21 protein-coding genes and 1 tRNA gene are annotated in these 21,051 nt (G+C 68.9%); 10 read left to right on the forward strand and 12 right to left on the reverse strand.

All coding sequences use genetic code 11. The features are described from left to right. Positions 1-23 precede the first annotated feature (23 nt). The 3 genes from AB0I52_RS01915 to AB0I52_RS01925 form a co-directional block, all read right to left on the reverse strand. Positions 24-1,379: an FtsK/SpoIIIE domain-containing protein gene (locus tag AB0I52_RS01915; RefSeq protein WP_363067962.1), complete on the reverse strand. Its 1,356-nt coding sequence runs from the start codon at positions 1,377-1,379 to the stop codon at positions 24-26. A gap of 2 nt (positions 1,380-1,381) precedes the next feature. After that, positions 1,382-1,741: a hypothetical protein gene (locus AB0I52_RS01920; RefSeq protein WP_326659849.1), complete on the reverse strand. Its 360-nt coding sequence runs from the start codon at positions 1,739-1,741 to the stop codon at positions 1,382-1,384. Between the two features lie 139 nt (positions 1,742-1,880). After that, positions 1,881-2,660 (reverse strand): GntR family transcriptional regulator, encoded by a 780-nt coding sequence (locus AB0I52_RS01925; RefSeq protein ID WP_363067964.1) that lies wholly within the window; start codon positions 2,658-2,660, stop codon positions 1,881-1,883. 18 nt (positions 2,661-2,678) lie between these two features. Here AB0I52_RS01925 and AB0I52_RS01930 point away from each other — a divergent pair, with 18 nt between their 5' ends. The 3 genes from AB0I52_RS01930 (at position 2,679) to AB0I52_RS01940 (ending at position 5,435) form a co-directional block, all read left to right on the forward strand. After that, positions 2,679-3,143 carry an NUDIX domain-containing protein gene (locus AB0I52_RS01930; RefSeq protein ID WP_363067965.1) on the forward strand — a complete coding sequence of 155 codons (465 nt, stop codon included), beginning with the start codon at positions 2,679-2,681 and terminating at the stop codon, positions 3,141-3,143. 464 nt (positions 3,144-3,607) lie between these two features. Continuing rightward, positions 3,608-4,495, forward strand: coding sequence for a hypothetical protein (locus AB0I52_RS01935; protein WP_363067966.1), 888 nt, complete (start codon positions 3,608-3,610; stop codon positions 4,493-4,495). A 229-nt stretch (positions 4,496-4,724) separates the two neighbouring features. Next, positions 4,725-5,435: a hypothetical protein gene (locus AB0I52_RS01940; protein WP_363067968.1), complete on the forward strand. Its 711-nt coding sequence runs from the start codon at positions 4,725-4,727 to the stop codon at positions 5,433-5,435. Between the two features lie 200 nt (positions 5,436-5,635). On the opposite strand, the gene AB0I52_RS01945 is transcribed toward AB0I52_RS01940, so the two are convergent. The 5 genes from AB0I52_RS01945 to AB0I52_RS01965 all read right to left on the reverse strand — a co-directional run bounded on the left by AB0I52_RS01945 (position 5,636) and on the right by AB0I52_RS01965 (position 8,401). Then, a complete protein-coding gene (locus tag AB0I52_RS01945; protein WP_363067970.1) occupies positions 5,636-5,950 on the reverse strand; it encodes a hypothetical protein in 315 nt (104 codons plus the stop codon). A 391-nt stretch (positions 5,951-6,341) separates the two neighbouring features. Beyond that, positions 6,342-6,650 (reverse strand): hypothetical protein, encoded by a 309-nt coding sequence (locus AB0I52_RS01950; protein WP_363067972.1) that lies wholly within the window; start codon positions 6,648-6,650, stop codon positions 6,342-6,344. Further along, positions 6,647-7,390, reverse strand: a complete 744-nt coding sequence (locus tag AB0I52_RS01955; protein ID WP_363067973.1) for a GntR family transcriptional regulator — start codon at positions 7,388-7,390, stop codon at positions 6,647-6,649. The genes AB0I52_RS01950 and AB0I52_RS01955 overlap by 4 nt, the downstream gene beginning before the upstream one ends. Next, entirely contained in the window at positions 7,387-7,611 is a 225-nt protein-coding gene (locus AB0I52_RS01960; RefSeq protein WP_363067975.1) for a hypothetical protein, read from the reverse strand. Before AB0I52_RS01960 ends, AB0I52_RS01955 begins: the two co-directional genes overlap by 4 nt. Before the next feature lie 511 nt (positions 7,612-8,122). Continuing rightward, positions 8,123-8,401, reverse strand: coding sequence for a hypothetical protein (locus tag AB0I52_RS01965; RefSeq protein ID WP_363067976.1), 279 nt, complete (start codon positions 8,399-8,401; stop codon positions 8,123-8,125). Positions 8,402-8,479: 78 nt separating this feature from the next. Here AB0I52_RS01965 and AB0I52_RS01970 point away from each other — a divergent pair, with 78 nt between their 5' ends. Continuing rightward, positions 8,480-9,235 (forward strand): GntR family transcriptional regulator, encoded by a 756-nt coding sequence (locus AB0I52_RS01970; protein ID WP_363067977.1) that lies wholly within the window; start codon positions 8,480-8,482, stop codon positions 9,233-9,235. Between the two features lie 164 nt (positions 9,236-9,399). Here the strand turns inward: AB0I52_RS01970 and AB0I52_RS01975 are convergent. Together AB0I52_RS01975 and AB0I52_RS01980 are read right to left on the reverse strand one after the other, a co-directional pair. After that, positions 9,400-9,486, reverse strand: a tRNA-Ser gene (locus AB0I52_RS01975). A gap of 50 nt (positions 9,487-9,536) precedes the next feature. Next, entirely contained in the window at positions 9,537-11,024 is a 1,488-nt protein-coding gene (locus AB0I52_RS01980) for a trypsin-like peptidase domain-containing protein (protein ID WP_363067978.1), read from the reverse strand. A 199-nt stretch (positions 11,025-11,223) separates the two neighbouring features. On the opposite strand from AB0I52_RS01980, the gene AB0I52_RS01985 reads away from it, so the two are divergent. From AB0I52_RS01985 to AB0I52_RS01995, 3 genes are all read left to right on the forward strand, one after another. Beyond that, on the forward strand, positions 11,224-12,060 hold the full coding sequence (locus AB0I52_RS01985; RefSeq protein WP_363067979.1) for a glycerophosphodiester phosphodiesterase: 837 nt from the start codon (positions 11,224-11,226) through the stop codon (positions 12,058-12,060). Between the two features lie 84 nt (positions 12,061-12,144). Then, entirely contained in the window at positions 12,145-12,813 is a 669-nt protein-coding gene (locus tag AB0I52_RS01990) for an ATP-binding protein (RefSeq protein ID WP_363067980.1), read from the forward strand. A gap of 258 nt (positions 12,814-13,071) precedes the next feature. Next, positions 13,072-14,037 carry a DUF5926 family protein gene (locus tag AB0I52_RS01995; protein WP_363067982.1) on the forward strand — a complete coding sequence of 322 codons (966 nt, stop codon included), beginning with the start codon at positions 13,072-13,074 and terminating at the stop codon, positions 14,035-14,037. A gap of 845 nt (positions 14,038-14,882) precedes the next feature. Here the strand turns inward: AB0I52_RS01995 and AB0I52_RS02000 are convergent. Continuing rightward, complete coding sequence (locus tag AB0I52_RS02000; protein WP_363067983.1) at positions 14,883-15,593, reverse strand: bifunctional DNA primase/polymerase; 711 nt, start codon at positions 15,591-15,593, stop codon at positions 14,883-14,885. Between the two features lie 481 nt (positions 15,594-16,074). Between AB0I52_RS02000 and AB0I52_RS02005 the strand changes: the two genes are divergently transcribed. Continuing rightward, positions 16,075-17,562, forward strand: coding sequence for a PP2C family protein-serine/threonine phosphatase (locus tag AB0I52_RS02005; RefSeq protein WP_363067984.1), 1,488 nt, complete (start codon positions 16,075-16,077; stop codon positions 17,560-17,562). A gap of 168 nt (positions 17,563-17,730) precedes the next feature. Next, the gene (locus AB0I52_RS02010; protein ID WP_363067985.1) at positions 17,731-19,194 is read left to right on the forward strand and encodes an aminopeptidase P family protein; all 1,464 of its coding nucleotides are present in this window, start codon (positions 17,731-17,733) and stop codon (positions 19,192-19,194) included. 51 nt (positions 19,195-19,245) lie between these two features. Here the strand turns inward: AB0I52_RS02010 and AB0I52_RS02015 are convergent, their stop codons facing one another. Further along, positions 19,246-19,878, reverse strand: a complete 633-nt coding sequence (locus AB0I52_RS02015) for an ATP-binding protein (RefSeq protein WP_363067987.1) — start codon at positions 19,876-19,878, stop codon at positions 19,246-19,248. Between the two features lie 258 nt (positions 19,879-20,136). On the opposite strand from AB0I52_RS02015, the gene AB0I52_RS02020 reads away from it, so the two are divergent. Then, a complete protein-coding gene (locus tag AB0I52_RS02020) occupies positions 20,137-20,955 on the forward strand; it encodes a hypothetical protein (protein ID WP_363067989.1) in 819 nt (272 codons plus the stop codon). Positions 20,956-21,051: the final 96 nt, after the last annotated feature.

Consider the following 21,051-nt stretch of genomic DNA (forward strand, 5'->3'; position numbering starts at 1 on the left):
CTACCGGGTGGATCGGGGAGGAATCAGGCGGTGGCCGGAGAGGACTTCACCGATGGCGCGAGGGCGGTGACGGGAGCAGTCACGACAGGCCGGAAGGGGGCCAGCTCGGGCAGGTCCGGGGTGCGGTCGGCGTACCGGTTGCAGAGGTTCACGGCCTGGCGGAGCGAGGTGTGCGGAGCGCGGATGCGGTGCCACCCGCCGGACGAGTCGCCAGCGATGGCGAGGCCCCGCATGTCGGCGGGAATCTGGATGGCGGCGAGGACCGCGTCCGGGGCGATGTCGCCGAAGGCCATGTTGGCGGAGGTCTCGTCGTTGAGGCGGTGGGCGGTTCGGCCGGTGAGTTGGGCGCGGAGCATGGTGATGCCCTTGCCGAGTTCGGAGCCGAAGCGCTGTCCGCAGATTTCGAGGTAGATGCCGGCCGCGCGGCCGAGCTGTGCGAGGCGGACCAGGGCAGTGATGATGCGGTCCCGCCGCTTCTCCTCCTCCTTCGTTGCGTACAGGGCGAGTTCGGCCACCTCGTCGACCAGAACGACAACCGGGGTTGGTCGGAGGTCATCGGGCAGGTCCCAGATGTCGGCGGCGATGTCCGCGTCCGGCACATCGACCGTGATGCGCTGCTGGGTCCGGATGAGGTGGTAGACATCTGCCATCCGGGCCACGAGGGCGTCGAGGAGTTCGGCGGCAGCGTCGGGGCTGTCGGCCAGCGCGGAGAACCGGCGGGCCAGCGGGAAGAGTTCGACTCCCTGCTTGCAGTCGATGCCGACGAGAGCGACGTCCATGGGTGCGAGGCCGGCGACCAGGTTGCGTTGGTAGACGGACTTGCCGGACTCCGTGGCGCCGAGGGTGAGGGCGTGGGGTATCGCCCGGTAGTCGCGGTAGTGCACCGCCCCGTCCTCCCGAAGGGCGACCGGTACCCGCATCGGCCGGGTCTCTGTCTCAGCGGGCATCTGCACCCGCTTGAGCACGTCGTATCCGGTCATCCGCACCTCGACGACGCCGGACCGCACTTCACGCGAGGTCACGCCGAACATCGAGAACGAGTGCCGGAGCCGGTCCGAGGCCGCGGCTATGTCGAAGGCGTCCTGTCCGGGACGGAGCTTGAGCCGCAGGACCAGACCGGTGCGCGTAGGCCGCAGCCGTCGGATGCGCGGCGGGCGGGGCTCAGGTACCGGCCGACTCGCGGCACGAGCCAGGGCTAACCGCCATCGCGCTGGCGGAACGGTCAACCCGCACGCGTCCATGACCGAGCGGTACCGGACCAGGACCCGCAACGCGGCCAGAGTGACCCCGAATGCCAGCCAGTACCAGGCGGGGCGCCGCCACCGCAGGAGACCCGCAGCGGCGACGACCAGCACCAGGGCGACCGTGAAGGCGGTCATGATCAGGCCGCCTTCGACCCAGCAGCGGCGACGTCGGCGAGCGAGGTGACCGCGACCGCGCGGAACGCGATGCCGTGCCGCCGCTGGCCGTTGAAGTCGTTCTCCCACGGGCGGGCGACCAGGCCGGTGAGCGCGACCGGCGTACCCATGGACAGCTCACCGCTGATCCCGGGCTCCGGAACGGTGACGGACAGGATCTCCACCTCCTCGTTCGCCGCGAACATCACGTCCACCGTCATGAGCTGAGCACCGGTCTCCATGTCGGTGGCGATCTCACCGGTACGGCGGTCACGCACCTTGACCTGCGGAGTCTTGGCGACCATCACGACCGCGCTGGAGGTGTCGACGGGAATCTGACGCACAGCAGATCACTCCTCTATAGATGCTGAACTCCGCCACTCATGTATATGAGTGACACGAAGAAGAGTGCATCACTCCTGTACATGAGTCAACCCGCCGCGAAGAAGAACTCGCGACGGGCTGCGGGGAGTTGAGCGGGCGTCAGTCGCCGGCAGGGATCCTGTACTCGAAAACGAACTGGTCAGCGGCCATGAGGGTGTCGCACACCTCGACCACGCGCCCCGCGGTCGTGCAGGCCTCCCGGATCAGGTGAACCACGGGCGCACCAGGGCTGAGCGCCAGCTCCGACGCTTCCGACTTCGAGGCCGGACGCGCTTGCAGCGTCTCGACGAACTCCGCGAACTCATGGCCGTGGTCTTCGAGTCGGGCGTAGATGCCACCGCCTCCGGGGTTCTCGGCGAACAGCTCGGGGATCTCCTTCACCACGTCCCAGGGCAGGTACGACGAAGCGGTCTCGACCGGGGTGCCGTTACGGAAGTAGAGGCGTCGACGGGCCAGCACCTGCGTACCGGCAGGGACGCCCAGGCGCTCGGCAGCATCCTCGGGCGCATCCATGGGGCCGATGTAGAGAACGCTGACCTTTGCGGTGGCGCCGGACTGTGCGGACTCCGCGAGGTAGGCAGCCTGGCCACCCTGCCGGAGCGAGCGCCGGAACCGATCGGAGGAGCGGTGCCGCACGGGGGGCCGGTTCTTCACGATCGAGCCCTTGCCGTGCCGGGTCTCGACGAGCCCACTCGCCCGCACCTCGACCATGGCCTTACGGATCGTCCCGCCGGAGACGCCGTAGCGGTCCACCAGCTCGGATTCACTCGGCACCATGTCGCCGGCCTTGAGAACTCCCGCCCGGATCTGCTGCACGAGGTCATCAGCGATCTGCACATACCGAGGACCGGAACCGGCCCCTCCCGCCGCAGTTCCCATAGTCCTTCCCTGCCTCCTATGCTCCTCTACATGAGTCAACCACAGGAAGCGACACCCCCTCCCCTGCACTCCGTGTCCGTAGCCGGCGTAGTGGTGCGCGAGGACGGCCGCCTCCTGGCGATCCGCCGAGCCGACAACGGCACCTGGGAGCTCCCCGGCGGCATCCTCGAACTCAACGAGACGCCGGAAGCCGGCGTTGCCCGCGAGGTCTGGGAAGAGACAGGCATCCACGTCGAGGTGGACCAGCTCACCGGCGTCTACAAGAACACGACCCGAGGCATCGTCGCCCTGGTCTTCCGCTGCAAGCCCTCCGGCGGCACCGAGCGCACATCAAGCGAGTCGACAGCCGTCTCCTGGCTCACACCCGACGGGGTCAGCGAGCGCATGTCCGAGGTCTACGCGGTCCGTCTGCTGGACGCCCTGGACGGCAACGGCCCTCACGTGCGGAGCCACGACGGCAAGCAGCTCATCACAGCGGGATAAGACTTTCTCTACTTCATCAAGTGCCCGCGCACGGCGCGGGCGCGCGCCGCCTGTGCGGCGCGGCCTGCCTCCTGTCTGCGCCCCGGCTGGCCGCGCCCGGCGGCGCGCTGCGTGCATGCGGGCGGAAGCGAGAACTCATCCGCGAGCTAAAAGACATGCCTCCGGCGGGGGCGCTCAGACTCTGGGATGGAGGGGGCGCCGTACGCGAGTGCCGGCCGGTTCGTGGTGAGCGTTGTGGGCTCCCATCCCGTCCGCCATCGACCCAGGCAGAGCCGAGCAGTCGCGGCCCAGGGCGTCAAGGTCGTTCGTACAGTGGCGCGCTCCACCTTGACGCCCTGAACCACGCCCGCTCCACGGTGTGTGGGTCGACGGCGGACGGGATGGGAGCTGGGGGAGGTGGGGTAAGGATGCTGACAGTCAAGCTGAGCTGATAACGAGTCCCGGTTTGAGAAATGGAGGCCTACGTGCCCACTTGGTCCGAAGCTCTTTCCATAGCCTCTCCAGCAATTGCGCTAACATCCGCATTCTTCGTGCGTCGCTCCAGCCGAATTGCAAGAGAGTCTCTTGAGTTGACCCGCAGAACCGGCCAAGCGGCATACGAAGTGGCGCGAAGTTCTCACACGCCCTCGGTGGACCTGTTCCTCACCAAGATCGAATACAGAGAAGCAACAGCGCGCGAATTTGAGAGCATGATAGGGGACGAGGCGCACAAATGGGTCCGGGAGTGGGAAAAAGATAGCCTTGAGGTGGTCCTCAAAGGGAGGCTCATCAATACCCACCCGTGCGAAATGCTGCTCACTCTGCGCGATCATGAAAACTCGGGACGAGAGGTTTGGTACAGATACCGAAATCAGTCAGTCTTCTTGCTTGACGACGAGGAAGTGGAGCTGGGGCACGCCATCCTCCAGCCCGAGCAGGAGGTGACGTTCACGTGGATCGATCGCAGATCAAGGGATGAATGGATATCAATTCGCAACCTGCACGGCAGGAACATGTGGAACGATCCGGAGCTTGAGGCCCCAAAGCTGACCGCACTTGAAACCGTAGACGCCATCCTTCGCCGTAAACCGCTTGCATGGGCGAAGGATTCGAAGGTGAAGCGCTCCGGTTTTCAGATCGTATGTGAACCCCGCACGAGTCAACGGGTTGCGACAATTTGGGATGCGGAAATAATCCAACCGCCCATTCAAGCTGCCGGCAGGGATGAAAGTGGGGCCATTACCTTCGAGGCAAGAAAGGAGACCATCGCAGGCCCACTAGATGACCGCATAGTCCGCTATCGCGCCGACTTTGACGCCACCCTAGCGCTCGCAATTCCACCAAAGCATCGATACCTTTCCGGCCGTATGTAGATGGGACGTCGCCCGCCCTGGGATCCGTGCCAGACCCGTGCCAGGTTGAGCGGGGAGCCACGGGGAACGGCGGGCAACGAGCCGCCGGCGTTGAGGGCGGCCAGGGCGCGCCGCCGCAGGTCAGACATCCAACTGGCCCTAGATCGCCTTAGCTTCCCAAACTGAGGTGTCAGAGCCCGCGGTTACGCTCCCGCGCACGGATCAACTCGTGAGCGCGGGAGAGGTCAAGTTGAGCAACAACTACGTCTACTTCATCTACGACGGTGACGGCAGCATCGGCTACGTGGGGATAGGGGACCGCGCCCGACCGTACGGGCCGCACACCAAGGTCGTCGACGACCTACGTGACCGGAGCGGCGACGTGAGGATCACGAGCATGCCGTTCTCAACTCGTGGGGATGCCGAACGTGCGGAGTCTCTGATCATCCGGGCCCTTGCGGATGCGGAAGAGCATGGAACGCATCTCCTCAACGTCGCGAAGCGCAAGCAGTCGAAGGATCTGGTGCCGCTACTGCCTTTCCAGCAAGGTATCTTGCGATATTCTGATCTCTCCACGACTCTGCTCGTCAAGATCAGCCTCAATGCGATTGACGATGAACGGGTCGTCGTCTCTGGGGCGGCCCATTCGGCGGATGCAGCTGAGCGATGCAGCCGGTATTGGCCGCTCGGCAAGTGCGTTGACCGAGAGGCGCCGATCAAGCGCCTGGTAGCCGTCACCACGGCCGAGGCCAAACCCGTACGCGTCGTGGGCGTCTGGGACGTGGATCACACGAGCGCCTGGAAGTACCACGAGGACGTTCAGAGGTGGGAAGTCCGTCTGACGAATCCTGTCCAGGGCAACATTGGCGGACACGTTGGAAAATGCTTCGACTGGGAAGGCTACGCCCCTCAGAACGTGGGCTATAGCTCAGACATACGCACATACCTGGGACTGGGGTAAAGCGGTACAACAGCGAAGTACCGCAACCTCAGCAACCGGCCCCGTCCGGCGACGCCCAAGGGGGGCCGGATGATGACCGGTCTAGCCGCCGATGACCGATCTACGTAGAGCTACGGACCAGAAGTTCACGCCACGAACGGTCTCAGCTTCAATCACGCCCGCAGGATCGTGCTGAGAGGCGGGCGCCGCCGATCCACCCGCTACCGGCCTGGCTTCCAGTCCGCATCGAGGATCGCAGCGTGTACGGCGGCAATGATCATCGTGATGGCGAGGACGCCACCCACCCAGTTCTTCGGGTTGCCGAGAACTGAACCGAGGACAGCAGAACCGTAAATGATCACCGCATACACTGCGGGCACTGCCATGCTGACGACACGCTTCTTGGCTGCGATGAAGAACAGCGGCGGGGCGAGGAGGCCGGCCGACGCCACGACCACAACGACCCAGACAGCCTTATGCAGTGCGTTGGCGTACATGCGCACCTGGATGGGCGTGTTGATGTGCGGGCTACTCATGATTCCCCCTTGGCTTCACCAGGGGCTCAGTGTGACCTACGACACCCACGACGTGAGGGTGTTTCGGAGGATGTACGAAACGAACCTCACCGTTCGCCCGCCTCGGTCCGCCTCGCTCTCCGTCTAGTTCGGCACCATTGAAGCGCGGCATGACCCAGTTCCGCGAGGCGACGGACAACGTTGGACGAGCACGAACGCCAGCAAACCATCGGCACAGGCGAGAAGCAGAGCGACCCAGGGTGAGGGCCCACCCTGAGTTGCTTCGGGACGAAGCAGTCCTCAGACCGTCCAAGGTTCGACGGAAGTCGGCCGGCAAAGCCAGAAGCCCATGGCATCTGATCTAGTCAGAGCCATGGGCCACTCCTGCTGTACTGGTCGGTGGGACCGTGGATCAGTAGGCGGACTCACGAGGATCGCTTGTTGCCCGGCGGTGACCGCGGCTCGTTGCAACGCGGTAGACGTCGCGCAGGGCCCCGGTCAGCTCTTTGGCCAGGCACCGCATCTCGCCAGGGGACGTGTCCTGGTTGTCGAGAGCTTCTGAGGACTCTTCCAACAGTGCGCTTGCCGTGCCGAGTTGGATCGCTTCGATGTTGTCCGCGAGGCGGGACATGTAGCCGTCCGGGTCGTCAGTGCTCAGGTAGCAGGGCTTGTCCTCCGGGCCCGTCCACGGTAGAAGCCGCAGTTCGTTCGGTGCATTCATCCTTGGGCCTGCCTCTCTTCGGGCACGTGGTGGTTGGTGAAGACGGCATCGAGGCGGTCTCCCGGGAAGGCCAGAAGCGCGGCTTCGATGACGCGGCCGGTGGAGTCGGTGGCGATGCGTGTGATCGCGAGGACGGCCGTGGTGGTTCCGATCCGGAGGGCCGAGGCTTCGTCCGGTGTGGGGGAGCGGGCGCAGACCGTTTCTCGGATGGTGGTCGGCGACGGGCCGAGGACGGCGAATCTCGTGGCTGCCTCCCGGCACACGGAGTCGTCGTCGAGGACTCCGGCCGGGGCCAGGTCGCGTGGGATGTAGATGCGGGCCAGCCCGTGCGGTGACCCTTGTTCGAGGCTGAGGCAGGTGTATTCGGCGAGAGGGCTGCCCGTTGGCACCTTCAGCAACGTCGTCAGGACCACGGAGGCCGGAACCGTGGTGCTGCGAACCGTGACGCGCAACGTGGGCTCAGCCGCGGTCCAGGGGTCCAGTGTGCCCCAGCCGCCGACATACATGATCTTGCGGCGGGGGCGACGGACGTAGTTGCCCTTGCCGTGGATCTTCTCGACGAGTCCTTCCCCCTGGAGTACGGCGAGGGCGCGGCGCAGGGTCACTGTGCTGACCTTGTACCGGGCGGCCAGGCCGACTTCGGACAGCAGGCGCTCGCCAGGCTTGAGGCGGCCCGTCGTGATCTGGTGGCGGAGATCGTCGGCGATGTCGTGGTGACGAGAGGGCACGGCGCCGGTCACCGCCTTCTCATCAGTCGTACGGCGACGAGCCGAGTACGAGCGTGTATGGCCAGCAGTTCGCCCGACTCGAAGACCAGTTGCTTGGCCCCTTGGGGGAGCTGGAAAAGGTCTCTCACCCGGCATGCCTGCCCGCCGAGTTGGATGATGTCGCCGCGCTGCACGGTGGCCGCGGTGACCTCGATGTGAGAAACCAGCACACCGACAGGGACTTGAGGCCTCACAGCGTCACCTCCACGGCCGCGGACAGCTCGGGCATCGAGTGGCACGGACAGTCGCACGCCTCATAGATCACCGGGACGTCGACCGGTGCCAAGAACGGGGAGGACTCAACGCAGGAGGAGTGCGTGCCGATCCTGCACGCGATCGAGCGGTAGGGGACGGAAGTGGTGTCCGCACCGGACGACTGTCGGCGAGGGGGCATCAGCGAACCCCCGCGAGGGCCGACCACGCCTCGGCCGGCAGACGAGACGCGACGAGCACCGCTCGCGTCCGTACACGCTCTTCCCACGCCACCAGGTACGGCCCGTCCTCACCCCTCAGCGGGCGACGGTGGACCGCGCCAGCCAAAGCCGGGCCCAAGGGAACGGTCGACGCGTCAGCCAGCGCGGCGGAGGTGGGAGCGGCCAGTGGCCGGGAGGGCGTTAAGGGGCGGCGGTGCCGGCCCTTGGGGAAGTGCCGCTCTCTGGTGAGGGAGGCGGCACGGCAGATACGGTTGAGCATGCTGGTCAGCTCCTATCGCTGATCGCCCGGTCCCCCGACATCGCCCGTCGTGGGGACCGTTTTGCGTACGACCGCCCATAAGGTGCGGCCGTTCAAGCTGGTGGCCAGTAGTCCGAATCGATCGGCCTCAGCCACCACGTCCAGGACCTCCCGCCATGACTCGGCGGAGAGAACTTCCGGCACTTCCGCCTCGACCGTCGCGAACCGGTTGTGCTCCTCCACCCGCGTGGGGAGCCCGGCGGCGGACAGCCGGGCGGCGATAGCCGCCGCACTCACTCCCGAAGCGGACACAGCACAGCCCCCGTCACCGACTATCACTTTCAGTGAAGCTAGTTAACTAGATTAGAGCTAGTGGACTAGATTTTCCATATGTCTGAGCAACCGCCGTATCTCCGCATCGCCGACGAACTCCGGCAGCGCATCGCGGAGCACGTCTGGGAACCGGGCGACCGCCTCCCCTCCCGCGCCCAGATCGGCCAGGAGTGCGGCGTCGGCGAGAACGTGGTGCGCCGGGCACAGGAGTTGCTGATCTCCCAGGGTGTGTTGGAAGGCCGAGCCGGATCGGGCACGTATGTCGCCGAAGCCCGGCAACGCGTTCGAGTCGTGCGGTCGTCCGCACGCGAACAGCCAACGGGGTCCCCGTTCCGCCAGGACATGAAGGCTCTCGGCAGGCAGAGCGACTGGGAGAGCCGGACCGAGGCGAAGGTGCCGGCCCCGGCGGAGATTGCCGCGCGGCTGGGGATCGCCGAGGGCGAGCTGTGCGTGCGGACGACGTACGAGTTCCTGGCCGACGGCAGGCCGGTGCAGCTGTCGACGAGTTGGGAGCCCTACGACCTCACCGCGGGCACACTCGTCGTCCTCCCCGAGGGAGGGCCGCACGCCGGGGCAGGTGTCGTGAACCGCATGGCCGCGATCGGAGTAACCGTCAGCCATGCGGTGGAGCAGCCCGAGCCACGGCAGGCGACCGCCGAGGAGGCGTCGCTACTCGGCATCCAGAAGGCCGCACTTGTGACGCACATCCGGCGGACGTACTACAGCGACCAGGGTCGCCCCGTGGAGACAGCGGACATCGTGGTGCCCGCAGCGCACTGCGAGATCGTCTACGAGATCCCCATCAGCCGCTGACCGGCCGACCCCAGCAGCCACAAAAAGCAGCGCCCAGCCGTGCCCCCCGCGTGCCCCATCCGTGCCCAATAGACCGGGAATCCAGGGGGAACAGCGGTGACCGGCAGGGAGCGGGCATGGCAACGGCCCCTGACCATACGTACTGGTCAGGGGCCGTTCACCTGCGGTGGGTGTGGGATTTGAACCCACGGTGACATCGCTGCCACGACGGTTTTCAAGACCGTTCCCTTAGGCCGCTCGGGCAACCCACCCCGCGTCGGCGGTCAACAACCCGCTTTCGACGCTAGGACAGCCTAGCCGGTCAGCTGTCGCCCTTGCGCTCCCCCAGGGTGACTTCGGCGGTCGACGTCTTTCCGCCGCGCTTGTAGGTCAGCGTGACCTTGTCGCCCGGCTTGTGGGTCCAGATCTCGCCGATCAGGGTCGGGCCGCTGTCGACCACGGTGTCGTTGAACTTCGTGATGACGTCCCCCGGCTTCAGACCGGCCCTGCCCGCCGGGCTGTCCTTCGGGACCGCGTCCGTGCCGCTCGTGCCCTGGTCCGAGATGACCGCGCCGCCGGTCTTCTCGTCCATCGTCACCGTCGCGCCGATGACCGGGTACACCGGCTGGCCGGTCTTGATCAGCTGCTCGGCGACGTTCTTCGCCTGGTTGACCGGGATCGCGAAGCCGAGGCCGATGGAGCCCGCCTGGCTCTGGCCGGTGCTGCTGCCGGTCGACTGGATCGCCGAGTTGATCCCGATGACCGCGCCGCCGGCGCTCAGCAGCGGGCCGCCGGAGTTGCCCGGGTTGATCGAGGCGTCGGTCTGCAGGGCGCTCATGTACGAGTTGCTGCCGCCGGAGCCGTCGCCGGAGGCGACCGGGCGGTTCTTCGCGCTGATGATGCCCGTGGTGACCGTGTTGGACAGGCCGAACGGAGCGCCGATCGCGATCGTCGAGTCGCCCACCGCCACCTGGTCCGAGTTGCCCAGCGCCAGCGGGGTGAGCCCCTGCGGCGGGTCCTTCAGCTTCAGGACCGCGACATCGTAGCCCTCGGCCCGGCCGACCACCTCGGCGCCGTACTTCTTGCCGTTCGAGAAGGTCGCCGTGAGCTGGCCGTTGTCCGCGGCGGAGGCCACCACGTGGTTGTTCGTGAGGATGTGGCCCTCCTTGTCGTACACGAAGCCGGTGCCGGTGCCGCCCTCGCCGTCGCCGCCCTGCGCGTCGATGGTGACCACGCTGGGCAGCGCCTTGGCCGCCACGCCCGCGACCGTGCCCGGGTCGCGCTTGAGGTCCTGCGGGTTGGCCGACGCCGCGACCGTGGTCGAACCGGAGGAGCCGGAGCCGTCATTGCTGTCCGCGGCCCAGTAGCCGAGGGCTCCGCCGATGCCGCCCGCCACGAGCGCTGCCACGACCACCGCGGCCACCAGACCGCCGGCGCCCCGCTTGCGGGGGGCGTCGGGTGTCTGCAGTTGGCCGGGCGGGCCCCACACGGGGCCGCCGCCCTGCGCGCCGTGGGCGTAGGCCGGGACTGCGGGCGGGGGCGGGGGCCAGCCGGCGTCCGCTGCCGACTGGGGTACGGGAGGGGGCATGTGGGGCTGCGGCGCCGGCGGGACCTGGGCCATGGTCGTGGTCGCCGGGTCATGGGCCGGGGGAACCTGCGGCTGCTCGGCCGTCACATCCGTCCGCGGAGGGGCCGGGTGCGTGCTTCCAGGAGGCCCCTGGGGAGCATCGGCCGGCACTGGAGGTGTGGACGGAACGGACGGCGCGGCCTCGGCCGCGGTGCCCTCGTTGCCCTCGTTCTCTGTGCTCACAGCTCTATACTCCTCGGTTCCACATCATGATTCGGCAAGAGATCCGCTGTGTACGTGTCTGGAGTCAGCTTTTCCCACAGCACGTCAGACCACTGTAAGCAGGACCTGTGCATCCGCGCACGGGCCTTTATATCGGGCAAAACGGTCCTGCGTCGCAGGGTTCGCGCGCCCGCGGGCCCGCCGGTGACACCATGACGCGGTGACCCACGCACGACAGCAGCACACCACGCAGCATCCCATCCAGGTCATCGCACACCGAGGCGCGTCCGACGACGCCCCCGAGCACACCCTGGCCGCGTACCGGAAGGCGATCGAGGACGGCGCCGACGCCCTGGAGTGCGACGTACGGCTCACCGCCGACGGCCATCTCGTATGCGTGCACGACCGCCGGGTGAACCGTACGTCCAACGGTCGCGGCGCGGTCTCCGCCCTGGAGCTCTCCGAGCTCGCCGCGCTCGACTTCGGCTCGTGGAAGGACCGCGAGGAGTCGGAGTCCCCGGACTGGGACCCGGTGCCGGGCGAGCTCACCTCCGTACTCACCCTGGAACGGCTGCTCGAACTGCTCGTCGAGACACGAGCCACCGGGCGTCCGCTCCAGTTGGCCATCGAGACCAAGCACCCGACCCGCTGGGCGGGCCAGGTCGAGGAGCGGCTGCTGCATCTGCTGAAGCGCTTCGAGCTCGACGCGCCGCCGGCCGGGGGCCCCTCGCCGGTCCGCATCATGAGCTTCTCGGCCCGCTCCCTGCGCCGCATCCAGGACGCCTCACCGGATCTGCCCACCGTCTATCTGATGCAGTTCGTCTCGCCGCGGCTGCGTGACGGGCGCCTGCCGGCCGGCGCCCGGATCGCCGGTCCCGGGATGCGGATCGTGCGCAGCCACCCGGGCTACATCGACCGCCTGCACCGGGCGGGCCACCGGGCCCACGTCTGGACGGTCAACGAACCGGAGGACGTCGACCTCTGCGTCCGGCTCGGAGTGGAGGCGATCATCACGAACCGTCCGAAGCAGGTCCTGTCGCAATTGGGACGCGCTTAGACCGACCGGCACATATGGGGGTCGGTCTTCATATCAGTGACGGGGAGTGCACCGGCGCATTCGGGCTGTACTCGATCGTTACGAGTGCGTCACTGGCAGACCATTGGCCGGTTTCCGGCCCAGCCCAGGGGGGCATCCACTCCGTGGCGTGGGGCAAAGGAGGTCTCGGGGGTGGCGTTGGTGGTGGCACAGGAAGTGCCCACGTCGTCGAGCATGGCCGTTCCCCATGGCCCTGCGGGCGTGGGTCAGGCACGGCACCGGATGCGTGAGCAGTTGCGCAGCCACGGGGTGTCGGATTCGGTCGTCGACGATGCTGTATTGATCCTTTCCGAACTGCTCAGCAATGCCTGTCGGCACGGCAGGCCGCTGGGCCGGCAGAGCGACGTGGGAGAGGGTGACGTGCGCGCCGCGTGGCGCGTCGACAGAACGGGCGGGCTGACCCTCGAGGTGACAGACGGAGGCGGTCCGACCCGACCGGTTCCGGCCACTCCATCGGTAACTGCTCGCGGCGGCCGAGGGCTCAACATCATCAGCGCGCTCGCCCAGAAGTGGGGCGTACGCGACAGCTCGTCCGGCGAGGTCACGGTCTGGGTGCTGGTCAACGAGGGGCCAGAACGCCCCGGTGGCCGACCGGGCGGACGGGGCAACGGACGGCTGAACGGCGCGACCGCGCTGCCGAGTGCGGCTGCGGTACCCGTCGTACCAGGGCTCGACGGGCTGGATCTCGCCGGCGCCTTCGACGACGCGGGCTGACCCGGCGAAGCCGTACGAAAGAAGCAGTACGGCGGAAGCGGTGCCGCGGTACTGCGGTACTGCAGAAGCGGTGCGGTGCGGTGGAGGCAGTACGGCGGAAGCGGTACGAGAGCCGGGAAAGTCGCACCGGGAAAGCGGCGTTCCCGCACCCGTGCCCGCAGGCAGCTGGGGCAGCTGCACCCCGGACACCGTACGGGCGGCTAGGCTCGCGGCCCAGACCGCACTGTCGCAACCGTCGCAACCGGGAGAAAGCCCACCATGGCCAAGAAGCGCCCTCAGACCAAGGCCGGGAAGCAGCAACTCAAGGACGGCGAGATCCCGGTGGTCGGGGCTCGCGAGCCCTGCCCGTGCGGTTCGGGCCGCCGTTACAAGGCCTGCCACGGCCGCGCCGCCGCCCAGGCCGTGACCGAGCTCGTCCAGCGCCCCTTCGAGGGACTGGCCGGCGAGTGCGACTGGGTCGCGCTGCGCGAGCTGGTCCCCGCCGCCACGGTCGAGCTGACGCTGAAGGGCGGGCTGCCCGAGGGCGTACCGTCCGTGACGCTCGCGACCGTGCTCCCGATGGCCTGGCCCGCGCTGCGCCGCGACGACGGATCGGTTCTGCTCGCCCTGCAGAACGACACCTCTTCCGGTGACCTCAGCCGGGACCTCGCCGACACCCTGCAGCGAGCGCTGGAGACCGAGCCCGGCTCGCCCGTGGCCGCCCGGCGCGTTCCGGCCGACGGGCCCCGGCTGCAGGATGTCCTGGACCCGGCTGCGCCGTTCGCGCCCGTCGTGCACTCCGGCTTCGAGTTCTGGGTGCCGGACGCGGAGAACGCCACAGCCGAGGTGTCCGCCTCCCTGGAGCGTGCGAACGACGCCGCGATCCCGACCGTCCTGCTCACCGGGGTGGACGCCGCGTACTGGTGCGAGACACCGGAGAAGAACCACCTCCGGTGGGTCATGCCGCACCCCGAGGAGCAGCTCCTCGACGCTCTCGCCCGGCTGCACGCCGCCGGGGTCTCGTCCCTCGGCGAGGGGACCCGGCTGGTCGGCTCCTTCCGCGCGCACGGCCTGATGGTCCCGGTCTGGGATCTGCCGAGCGCGATGGGGGCAGAGGAGTGCGAGAAGCCCGCCGCGGTGTTCGCGGAGCGGCTGGCCACGGCGCTCGCTTCGGACGTGCCCCTCACTCCCGAGGAGCGCCGGGCGCGCGGCGGGCTCACCAACCGCCAGGTGACGCTCAGCTGACCGTGACCACCGCCCGGACCGTACGGCGGCGTACGGTGACTCGCGTCACAACTCGCCGTACTGACAGGTAAATCGCTGTCCGAATACGCGAGATCGAATTTGCGAACGGCAGATCTCTTGTTACCGTTCTAGAAGCCCGGTCGCTGGTGCATCCCCCGTCGCCAGCGATCGGGCATCCTCATTTCCGGGTACAGCGCCCATGGCGCACAGCGCGGCGCACGAACCGCGCACAGACCTGACGCAGGTCCCCGGACGAGCCCCTCCCCGTGCCGCAGCCCTCGCCATCGGCCTCCTGACGGCTCGCTGCGCTCACCACAGCCCCCGACAGCTCGGGCAGCATCGGCCGTGGGCCTGCGTCAACCCGCTGCGGACGGAACCGGATTGGATCCGGCCCCCGCGGAATCCGGCCGGATCCCGCTCCCCCAGCGACGCCGCACAGCCCAGGGGCCCGAGGGCAGCCGCAGAACCCTCGGCGTCGGACGGAGGACGGTAGCCGGACGGCGGCGGCGGGAGCCGCCCTCCGGACCTTCGAACACCCGCAGGAATGCGACTTCCGCCGGAATGCGGCCGCAAAACAACCAGGACAGCGCCCGAACAACGCACGGACCAGGACCGAACAACGCCCGGACTGATCCCGGACAACGTCCAGAGCGATTCCCGAAAGAGAAGCTCGAACATTCTTCGCACACGATTCGGAGGGGGCATCAGAAAGCCGACCGCCGAACGACTTTGCACCGTCGTGCTTTGCACAGCCGTGCCGCACAGCGGTGTTTTGCACAGCCGGTCCGAGGCTGCGGCGTCAGCCGGTCCGAGGCCACCCCGTCAGCCGGCCCGAGGCTGCGGCGTCAGTAGGCGAGCCGGCTTCCACCGTCCGGCGCACTGTTGCTCGCCTCGACCAGCGCGTCCAGAACCGCTCCCACATCCGGCAGCCACGGCGAGGAGGCCGCCGCGACCGGCGCTCCACCGGTCAGCCGCAGCCGGGAGACCCGGTCCGGCGCCCGCTCCCAGCGCACTTGCCCCGTGCCCGTCCCCGACGGCGGAAGGAGGAGATAGCCCCCCTCCCCGTGGAACCGCAGCGAACTGGGCACCCAGTCCTGGGCGTGCAGCAGTTCACCGAGCCGTTCGAGGGTGTACGGGGCGACCAGCAGCGACCACCGGGTCGGCGTCGCCACCACGGGGCCCAGCCGCACCCCCATCCGGTCGAGTTCGGCCAGCGCGCCGGCGCCGGCACCGGCCGGCAGGCTCAGTGCGCACGGCGCCGGCCCGCCGGTGGCCAGTACGACCGGCGCGGCGGGCCGGTTCGTCCACCACCAGCGCACCATCCGCGGGTCGGTGGTCGCCGCGAGCAGTCCGGGATCGAAGGGGTGCGCGCCGGGTACGGCGCACTCGGGATCGGGGCAGGCGCAGCCGCGCTCGCCGCGGCCGTCGGCCGCCTGCAGTCCCACTCCCGGGAGTACCGGCCACTGCCACTCGGTGGCACAGGCCAGGGCCGCGTCGAGCTGGGCGGGCCTGTCCCGGAACCGGAGCCTGCGTCGCCTTCCGAGGATCTCGCGCATGAGCGCTCGTTCCTTTCCGTTGAACGCCGAGGGTCCACATCACACCACGCGTGCGTCACATCGCGTGTGCGGAATTTCACTGTGTGTACATGCTCGTCGAGCCTGCGGTACGGGTTGGTCGTCGCTACCGAGCGTGAGCTGTGCTGAGCCGAATCGAGCCGGTTCCAGTCGAAATCATGGCGAGGCGCAGGGCGCGTGTCGCGCCTGCCGTCCGTGCGTACAACCTCGCCACTCGGGGGTGGGGCGTGGCCGTCACAGATGAGGACGTCCGGGCCCGCTGCCAGGTTCCGGGGGCGGTCGGAACCGTCCCTGGCCATCTACCGATTACGTACCCAGCATGCCCGGAATGACGCTCCCCTCGGGACTTCACCCCGAGGGCACCCCCTGCCGAGCAGACCCAGTCGACCGCAAATAGCGGCCGCAGGGTGCATTTTTTGGCCAAGTTGGTTATCACTTGGACACCACAAATCCCGTGGGGACAATGCTGGACATCGCCTTACTTGTGCGTGTACATGTGGATGCACTGATAGCTGCGCAGAATGACATGGGGGTTTGCGATGCTATTCGACGAAACACACCAGTCGGAAAGCCGGCGAACATGAGTGCCCCGCACCTTCCGAAAGTGGCTGGAATCGATCCCACAGTTCCGGTTTCGACGCACACTGACGGGCCTCTCTCCGAGGTGCCCGCCGCCCCCAGCGCCTTCATCCAGGACCGTCTGGCGGGCTGGGTCTCCGACCTCACCACGCTGCACGAGCTCACCGAGCGGCTGGCCAGAACCAGCACCCTGGACGACGCACTTCACGAGCTGCTCGACGCCGGAGCCGCTCTGGTGGGAGCCCGCCGCGGGCTGATCGTGTTCGAACCGTCCGACCGCCGCGGCCCCGTCAGCACCATCGGCCTCGGACTGGCCCACGCCGAGCTCGGCCAGATCGAGACGGTGCCGCGCAGCGCCACGTCCTACGGACGCATCCTGGAAGGTCTGCCCAACCCGGAAGGCCCCCTGACCACCCCCGATCTGCTCGGCGACACCGGCCTGGACCCCCGCAGGCGTGAGGTCGCCGCCCGGCTCGGCTACGCCGCCAGCTACGCCCTGCCGATCACCACCGACCGGACCGGCCGGCTCGCCGCCGCCGTCTGGCTCTACGACGAACCCGCCGAGCCGCTGGAGCGCCAGCGCCACCTGGCGGGTCTGTACACCGGGTACGCCGCCGAACACCTGGCCCGGCTGCTGGAACTGGAACGGGCCAGGACCGATGTCGCCACCGTCACCGAGGAGCTCCTGCCCAGCCGGATGCCCCGGATCCCCGGCGTGGAGCTGGCCGTACGCCATCACGCCGCGCCGCAGGGCGGCAACGACTGGTACGACGCGCTGGCCCTCCCGGAGGGTGCGCTCGGGCTCGCCGTCGGCTCGGTGAGCGGCTCCGGGCCGAGCGCCCTGGCCGCGATGGGACGGCTGCGCGCCGGCCTGCGGGCGTACGCGGTGATGGAGGGCGAGGACCCGGTCGCCGTACTCTCCGATCTCGAACTGCTGCTGCGGCTGACCGAACCCGCCCGGTCCGCGACCGCGCTGTTCGCCTACTGCGAACCCGCCCGCCGCAAGATCCTGCTGGCCGGGGCCGGGCACACCCCGCCGCTGATCGTCGGCGACCGGCGCACCGAGTACGTCGAGACCACCCTGTCCGCGCCGCTGGGCATGCTCGCCTGCTGGGAGGCGCCGAGTGTGGAGATCGCCCCGGCGCCCGGCGAGACCGTACTGCTGTACACCGACGGCCTGCTGCGCCGGGCCGGGGACTCCATGGACCGGGCGTTCACCCGGCTCCACTCGGCGGCGGCGAGCGTCCCCAGGGCGCTGCGCCACGACGCCGCGTCGGTCGCCGACCATGTGCTGCGCACGGTGCTCCCCGAGGGCCCCGAACAGGGTGACGACACGGAGGACGTGGTCCTGCTGGCCGCGCGGTTCGACTGAGCCGCACTGAGCCGCACTGAGCCGACCCGCAGCCGCGGTGCCGCGGTGCCGCCGGGCCGTCCCGACTGAGTCCGGGCACTCCGGGTAAGAGGTCTTCCGGCCCTGGGCCCCCTTCCGTACGCCCGTACGATGGAGGGGGTCCAGTGTCGTATCAAGGAGAGACAGAACGTGTCTGAGGAGCTCATTCCGGAGAACCCGGAGACCGAAGAGGCAGAGCCGGTCAAGCAGCGGAAGAACGGCCTGTACCCGGGCGTCTCCGACGAGCTCGCCGCGAGCATGAAGTCCGGTTGGGCCGACACCGAGCTGCACGGACTTGAGCCGATCGCTCAGGCCGGGCACACCGCCGCCCGCCGCGCCGCGCTCTCCGCGCGCTTCCCCGGCGAGCGGCTGGTCGTTCCCGCGGGCAGGCTGAAGACTCGTTCCAATGACACCGAGTACGCCTTCCGCGCCTCCACCGAGTACGCGTACCTCACCGGCGACCAGACCCAGGACGGCGTCCTCGTCCTGGAGCCGAAGGACGGCGGCCACGAGGCGACCGTCTACCTGCTGCCGCGCTCGGACCGCGAGAACGGCGAGTTCTGGCTCGACGGCCAGGGCGAGCTGTGGGTCGGCCGCCGCCACTCCCTCACCGAGGCCGAGCAGCTGCTCGGCATCCCGGCGAAGGACGTACGGGAGCTGCCCGCCGCGCTGACCGAGGCCACCGGCCCGGTCCGCAACGTCCGCGGTCACGACGCCGGCATCGAGGCCGCGCTGACCGACAAGGTCACGGCGGAGCGCGACGAGGAGCTGCGGGTCTTCCTCTCCGAGGCGCGCGTGGTCAAGGACGCCTTCGAGATCGCCGAGCTGGCCAAGGCCTGCGACATCACGGCGCGCGGTTTCGAGGACGTCGTGAAGGTCCTCGACAAGGCCGAGGCGACGAGCGAGCGCTACATAGAGGGAACGTTCTTCCTGCGCGCCCGCATCGAGGGCAACGACATCGGCTACGGCTCGATCTGCGCCGCGGGCCCGCACGCCACCACCCTGCACTGGGTGCGCAACGACGGCGCGGTGCGCTCCGGCGAGCTGCTGCTGCTCGACGCCGGCGTGGAGACCAACGACCTCTACACCGCCGATGTGACCCGCACCCTTCCCATCAACGGCACGTTCACACCGCTGCAGCGGAAGATCTACGACGCGGTGTACGAGGCACAGGAAGCCGGCATCGCGGCGGTGAAGCCGGGCGCCGGCTTCCGTGACTTCCACGACGCCGCGCAGCGCGTCCTGACCGAGAAGCTCGTCGAGTGGGGTCTGCTCGGCGACCGGTCCGTGGACGAGATCCTGGAGCTGGGTCTGCAGCGGCGGTGGACCCTGCACGGCACCGGTCACATGCTCGGCATGGACGTCCACGACTGCGCCGCCGCGCGGACGGAGTCGTACGTCAACGGAACGCTGGAGCCCGGGGTGTGCCTCACCGTCGAGCCCGGTCTCTACTTCCAGGCCGACGACCTGACCGTGCCCGAGGAGTACCGCGGCATCGGCGTCCGGATCGAGGACGACATCCTCGTCACCGAGGACGGCAACCGGAACCTCTCGGACAAGCTGCCGCGTCAGGCCGACGAGGTCGAGGCCTGGATGGCCCGGCTCAAGGGCTGACCTGCCGCCGGCCGGCCCAGGGCCGTCGACGCGCGCCGGAGGGCGCCCTGCTCAGGACACCATGAGCAGGGCGCCCTCCCGCCGTTTCAGGATCTTGTCGAAGCTGACCACCGCACCGCCGCGCCCCGGCCGGTTGCCGAAGTGGACATGGTCGGCGAGCTGCTCGATCAGGCAGAGACCACGCCCGCCCTCGGCGGCCAGCGGCGGATGACCGTCCTGCTGCCCGCCGTACGGCCCGGACTGCCCGGACTGCTGTGACTGGAACTGCCGCAGGTCGTACTGCTGCGGTTCCTGCTGGTGCTGGTGCTGGTGCTGCTGTGGTTGCTGTTGCTGTGCGGCGTCGCGAAGCGCGCGGCGGGCGGGGAAGCCGGGGCCTGAATCGGCGACTTCGATACGGCATTTCTCGCCGTCCAGATATGCGGTGACCCGGTACTGCCCGCAGGCCGTACCGGACGGCTCTTCCCAGGCGTCCCACCCGTCCCGGTTCCCCCCGGCATCGTCCGGACCGCCCCGGACCCCGCCGTGCTCGACGGCGTTCGCGCAGGCCTCGCTGAGCGCGACCGACAGGTCGAAGGAGATGTCCGGGTCCACGCCCGCGGATTCCATGGTGCCGAGCAGGAAACGGCGCGCGAGCGGAACGCTCGCAGCTTCGCGCCGCAGATGGAGTGACCACCAAATGCTCATGCTCCAGCCTCCTGGCTGCGGCTCGACATACCGATACCTATTGCCGCCCGATGCCGTTCGTAAGCACAGACGGGATGTGAGACCGCTCATTCGGCGGATACCCGGGCTCGCCACACCTGTGCATGCCCGGCCCACAAAGCAGCTCCTACCCCGTCCGCAACCATCCCCAACAGCCCGGCACGCAGCCAATCGGGCGGAAGCTGACCTTCCGGACCTGCCGTACGGCGGCCGGGGGCGCAGTGCGATGATGACCCGGCCATGTCTACGTCTGTGGGACGCGCCGGAGCCGGTCTGCGGCTGCTGAGGGCCGCGGTGTTCGCCGCGGTCTGCGTCGCGTTGTCCGCGGCCGGACACGCACTGGCCTCCTGCACGGCGGTGCCCGGGTGGACCCTGCTCGCCGGCTTCCTCGGGATTCTCGCGGTGGCGGTACCCCTGGCCGGACGCGAACGCTCGCTGCCGTCGATCGCCGCGGCCCTGGCCGGCGGGCAGGTCGCACTGCACACGCTCTTCGGTGTCGGTACGCACACCGCGACGCCACAGCCCGCGGCCGGTGACGACTCGCTGATCCGGTTCGCGGCAAGCCTCGTCTGCGGCGCGGGCCCGGCGCAGTTGAACGCCACCGACGCCCATCGCATCGTCACCACCGCGGGCATCGACCCGGCGTCGGTGGCCGGACAGGCGCATCAGCACATGGCCGCCGCCCCCTCCGACGCCACGCTCGGCACCGGAGCGGCCGGCCTCGCCGGAATGTTCCCCAGCCTGCCCATGCTGCTCGGTCACCTGCTGGCGGCGCTGGCCACCGGCTGGCTGCTGCGGCGCGGGGAGATCGCCCTGTTCCGCCTCGCCCGGCTGTCGGCGCGCGGCGCCCAGCAGGTCGCGGCCGGAGCCCGGCTGCGGGCGCTGCGCGCGGCACTCGTCCTCGTGTCCGCCCTGCGCGCCGGTCTGCCGGGCGGATCCATGAGCGGGCCGCGCATCCCGCGCACGGCCGTGGACGCACCGGATCCGGCCACCGGGGATCCCTTGCAGCACATGGTGATCAGGCGCGGGCCTCCGCCCGTATTCGCTCTCGCAGCCTGACGCGACCCCCTCCTCACGACGCGCGCGCCCCTCGCAGCACCTCTCCGGTGCCGGTGCGGGCCGGCGCACACACGCCGCTCGTGAGGGGAAGAGGTG

Origin of the sequence: Streptomyces sp. NPDC050423 (assembly GCF_040655445.1) — a bacterium.
GTDB lineage: Bacteria > Actinomycetota > Actinomycetes > Streptomycetales > Streptomycetaceae > Streptomyces.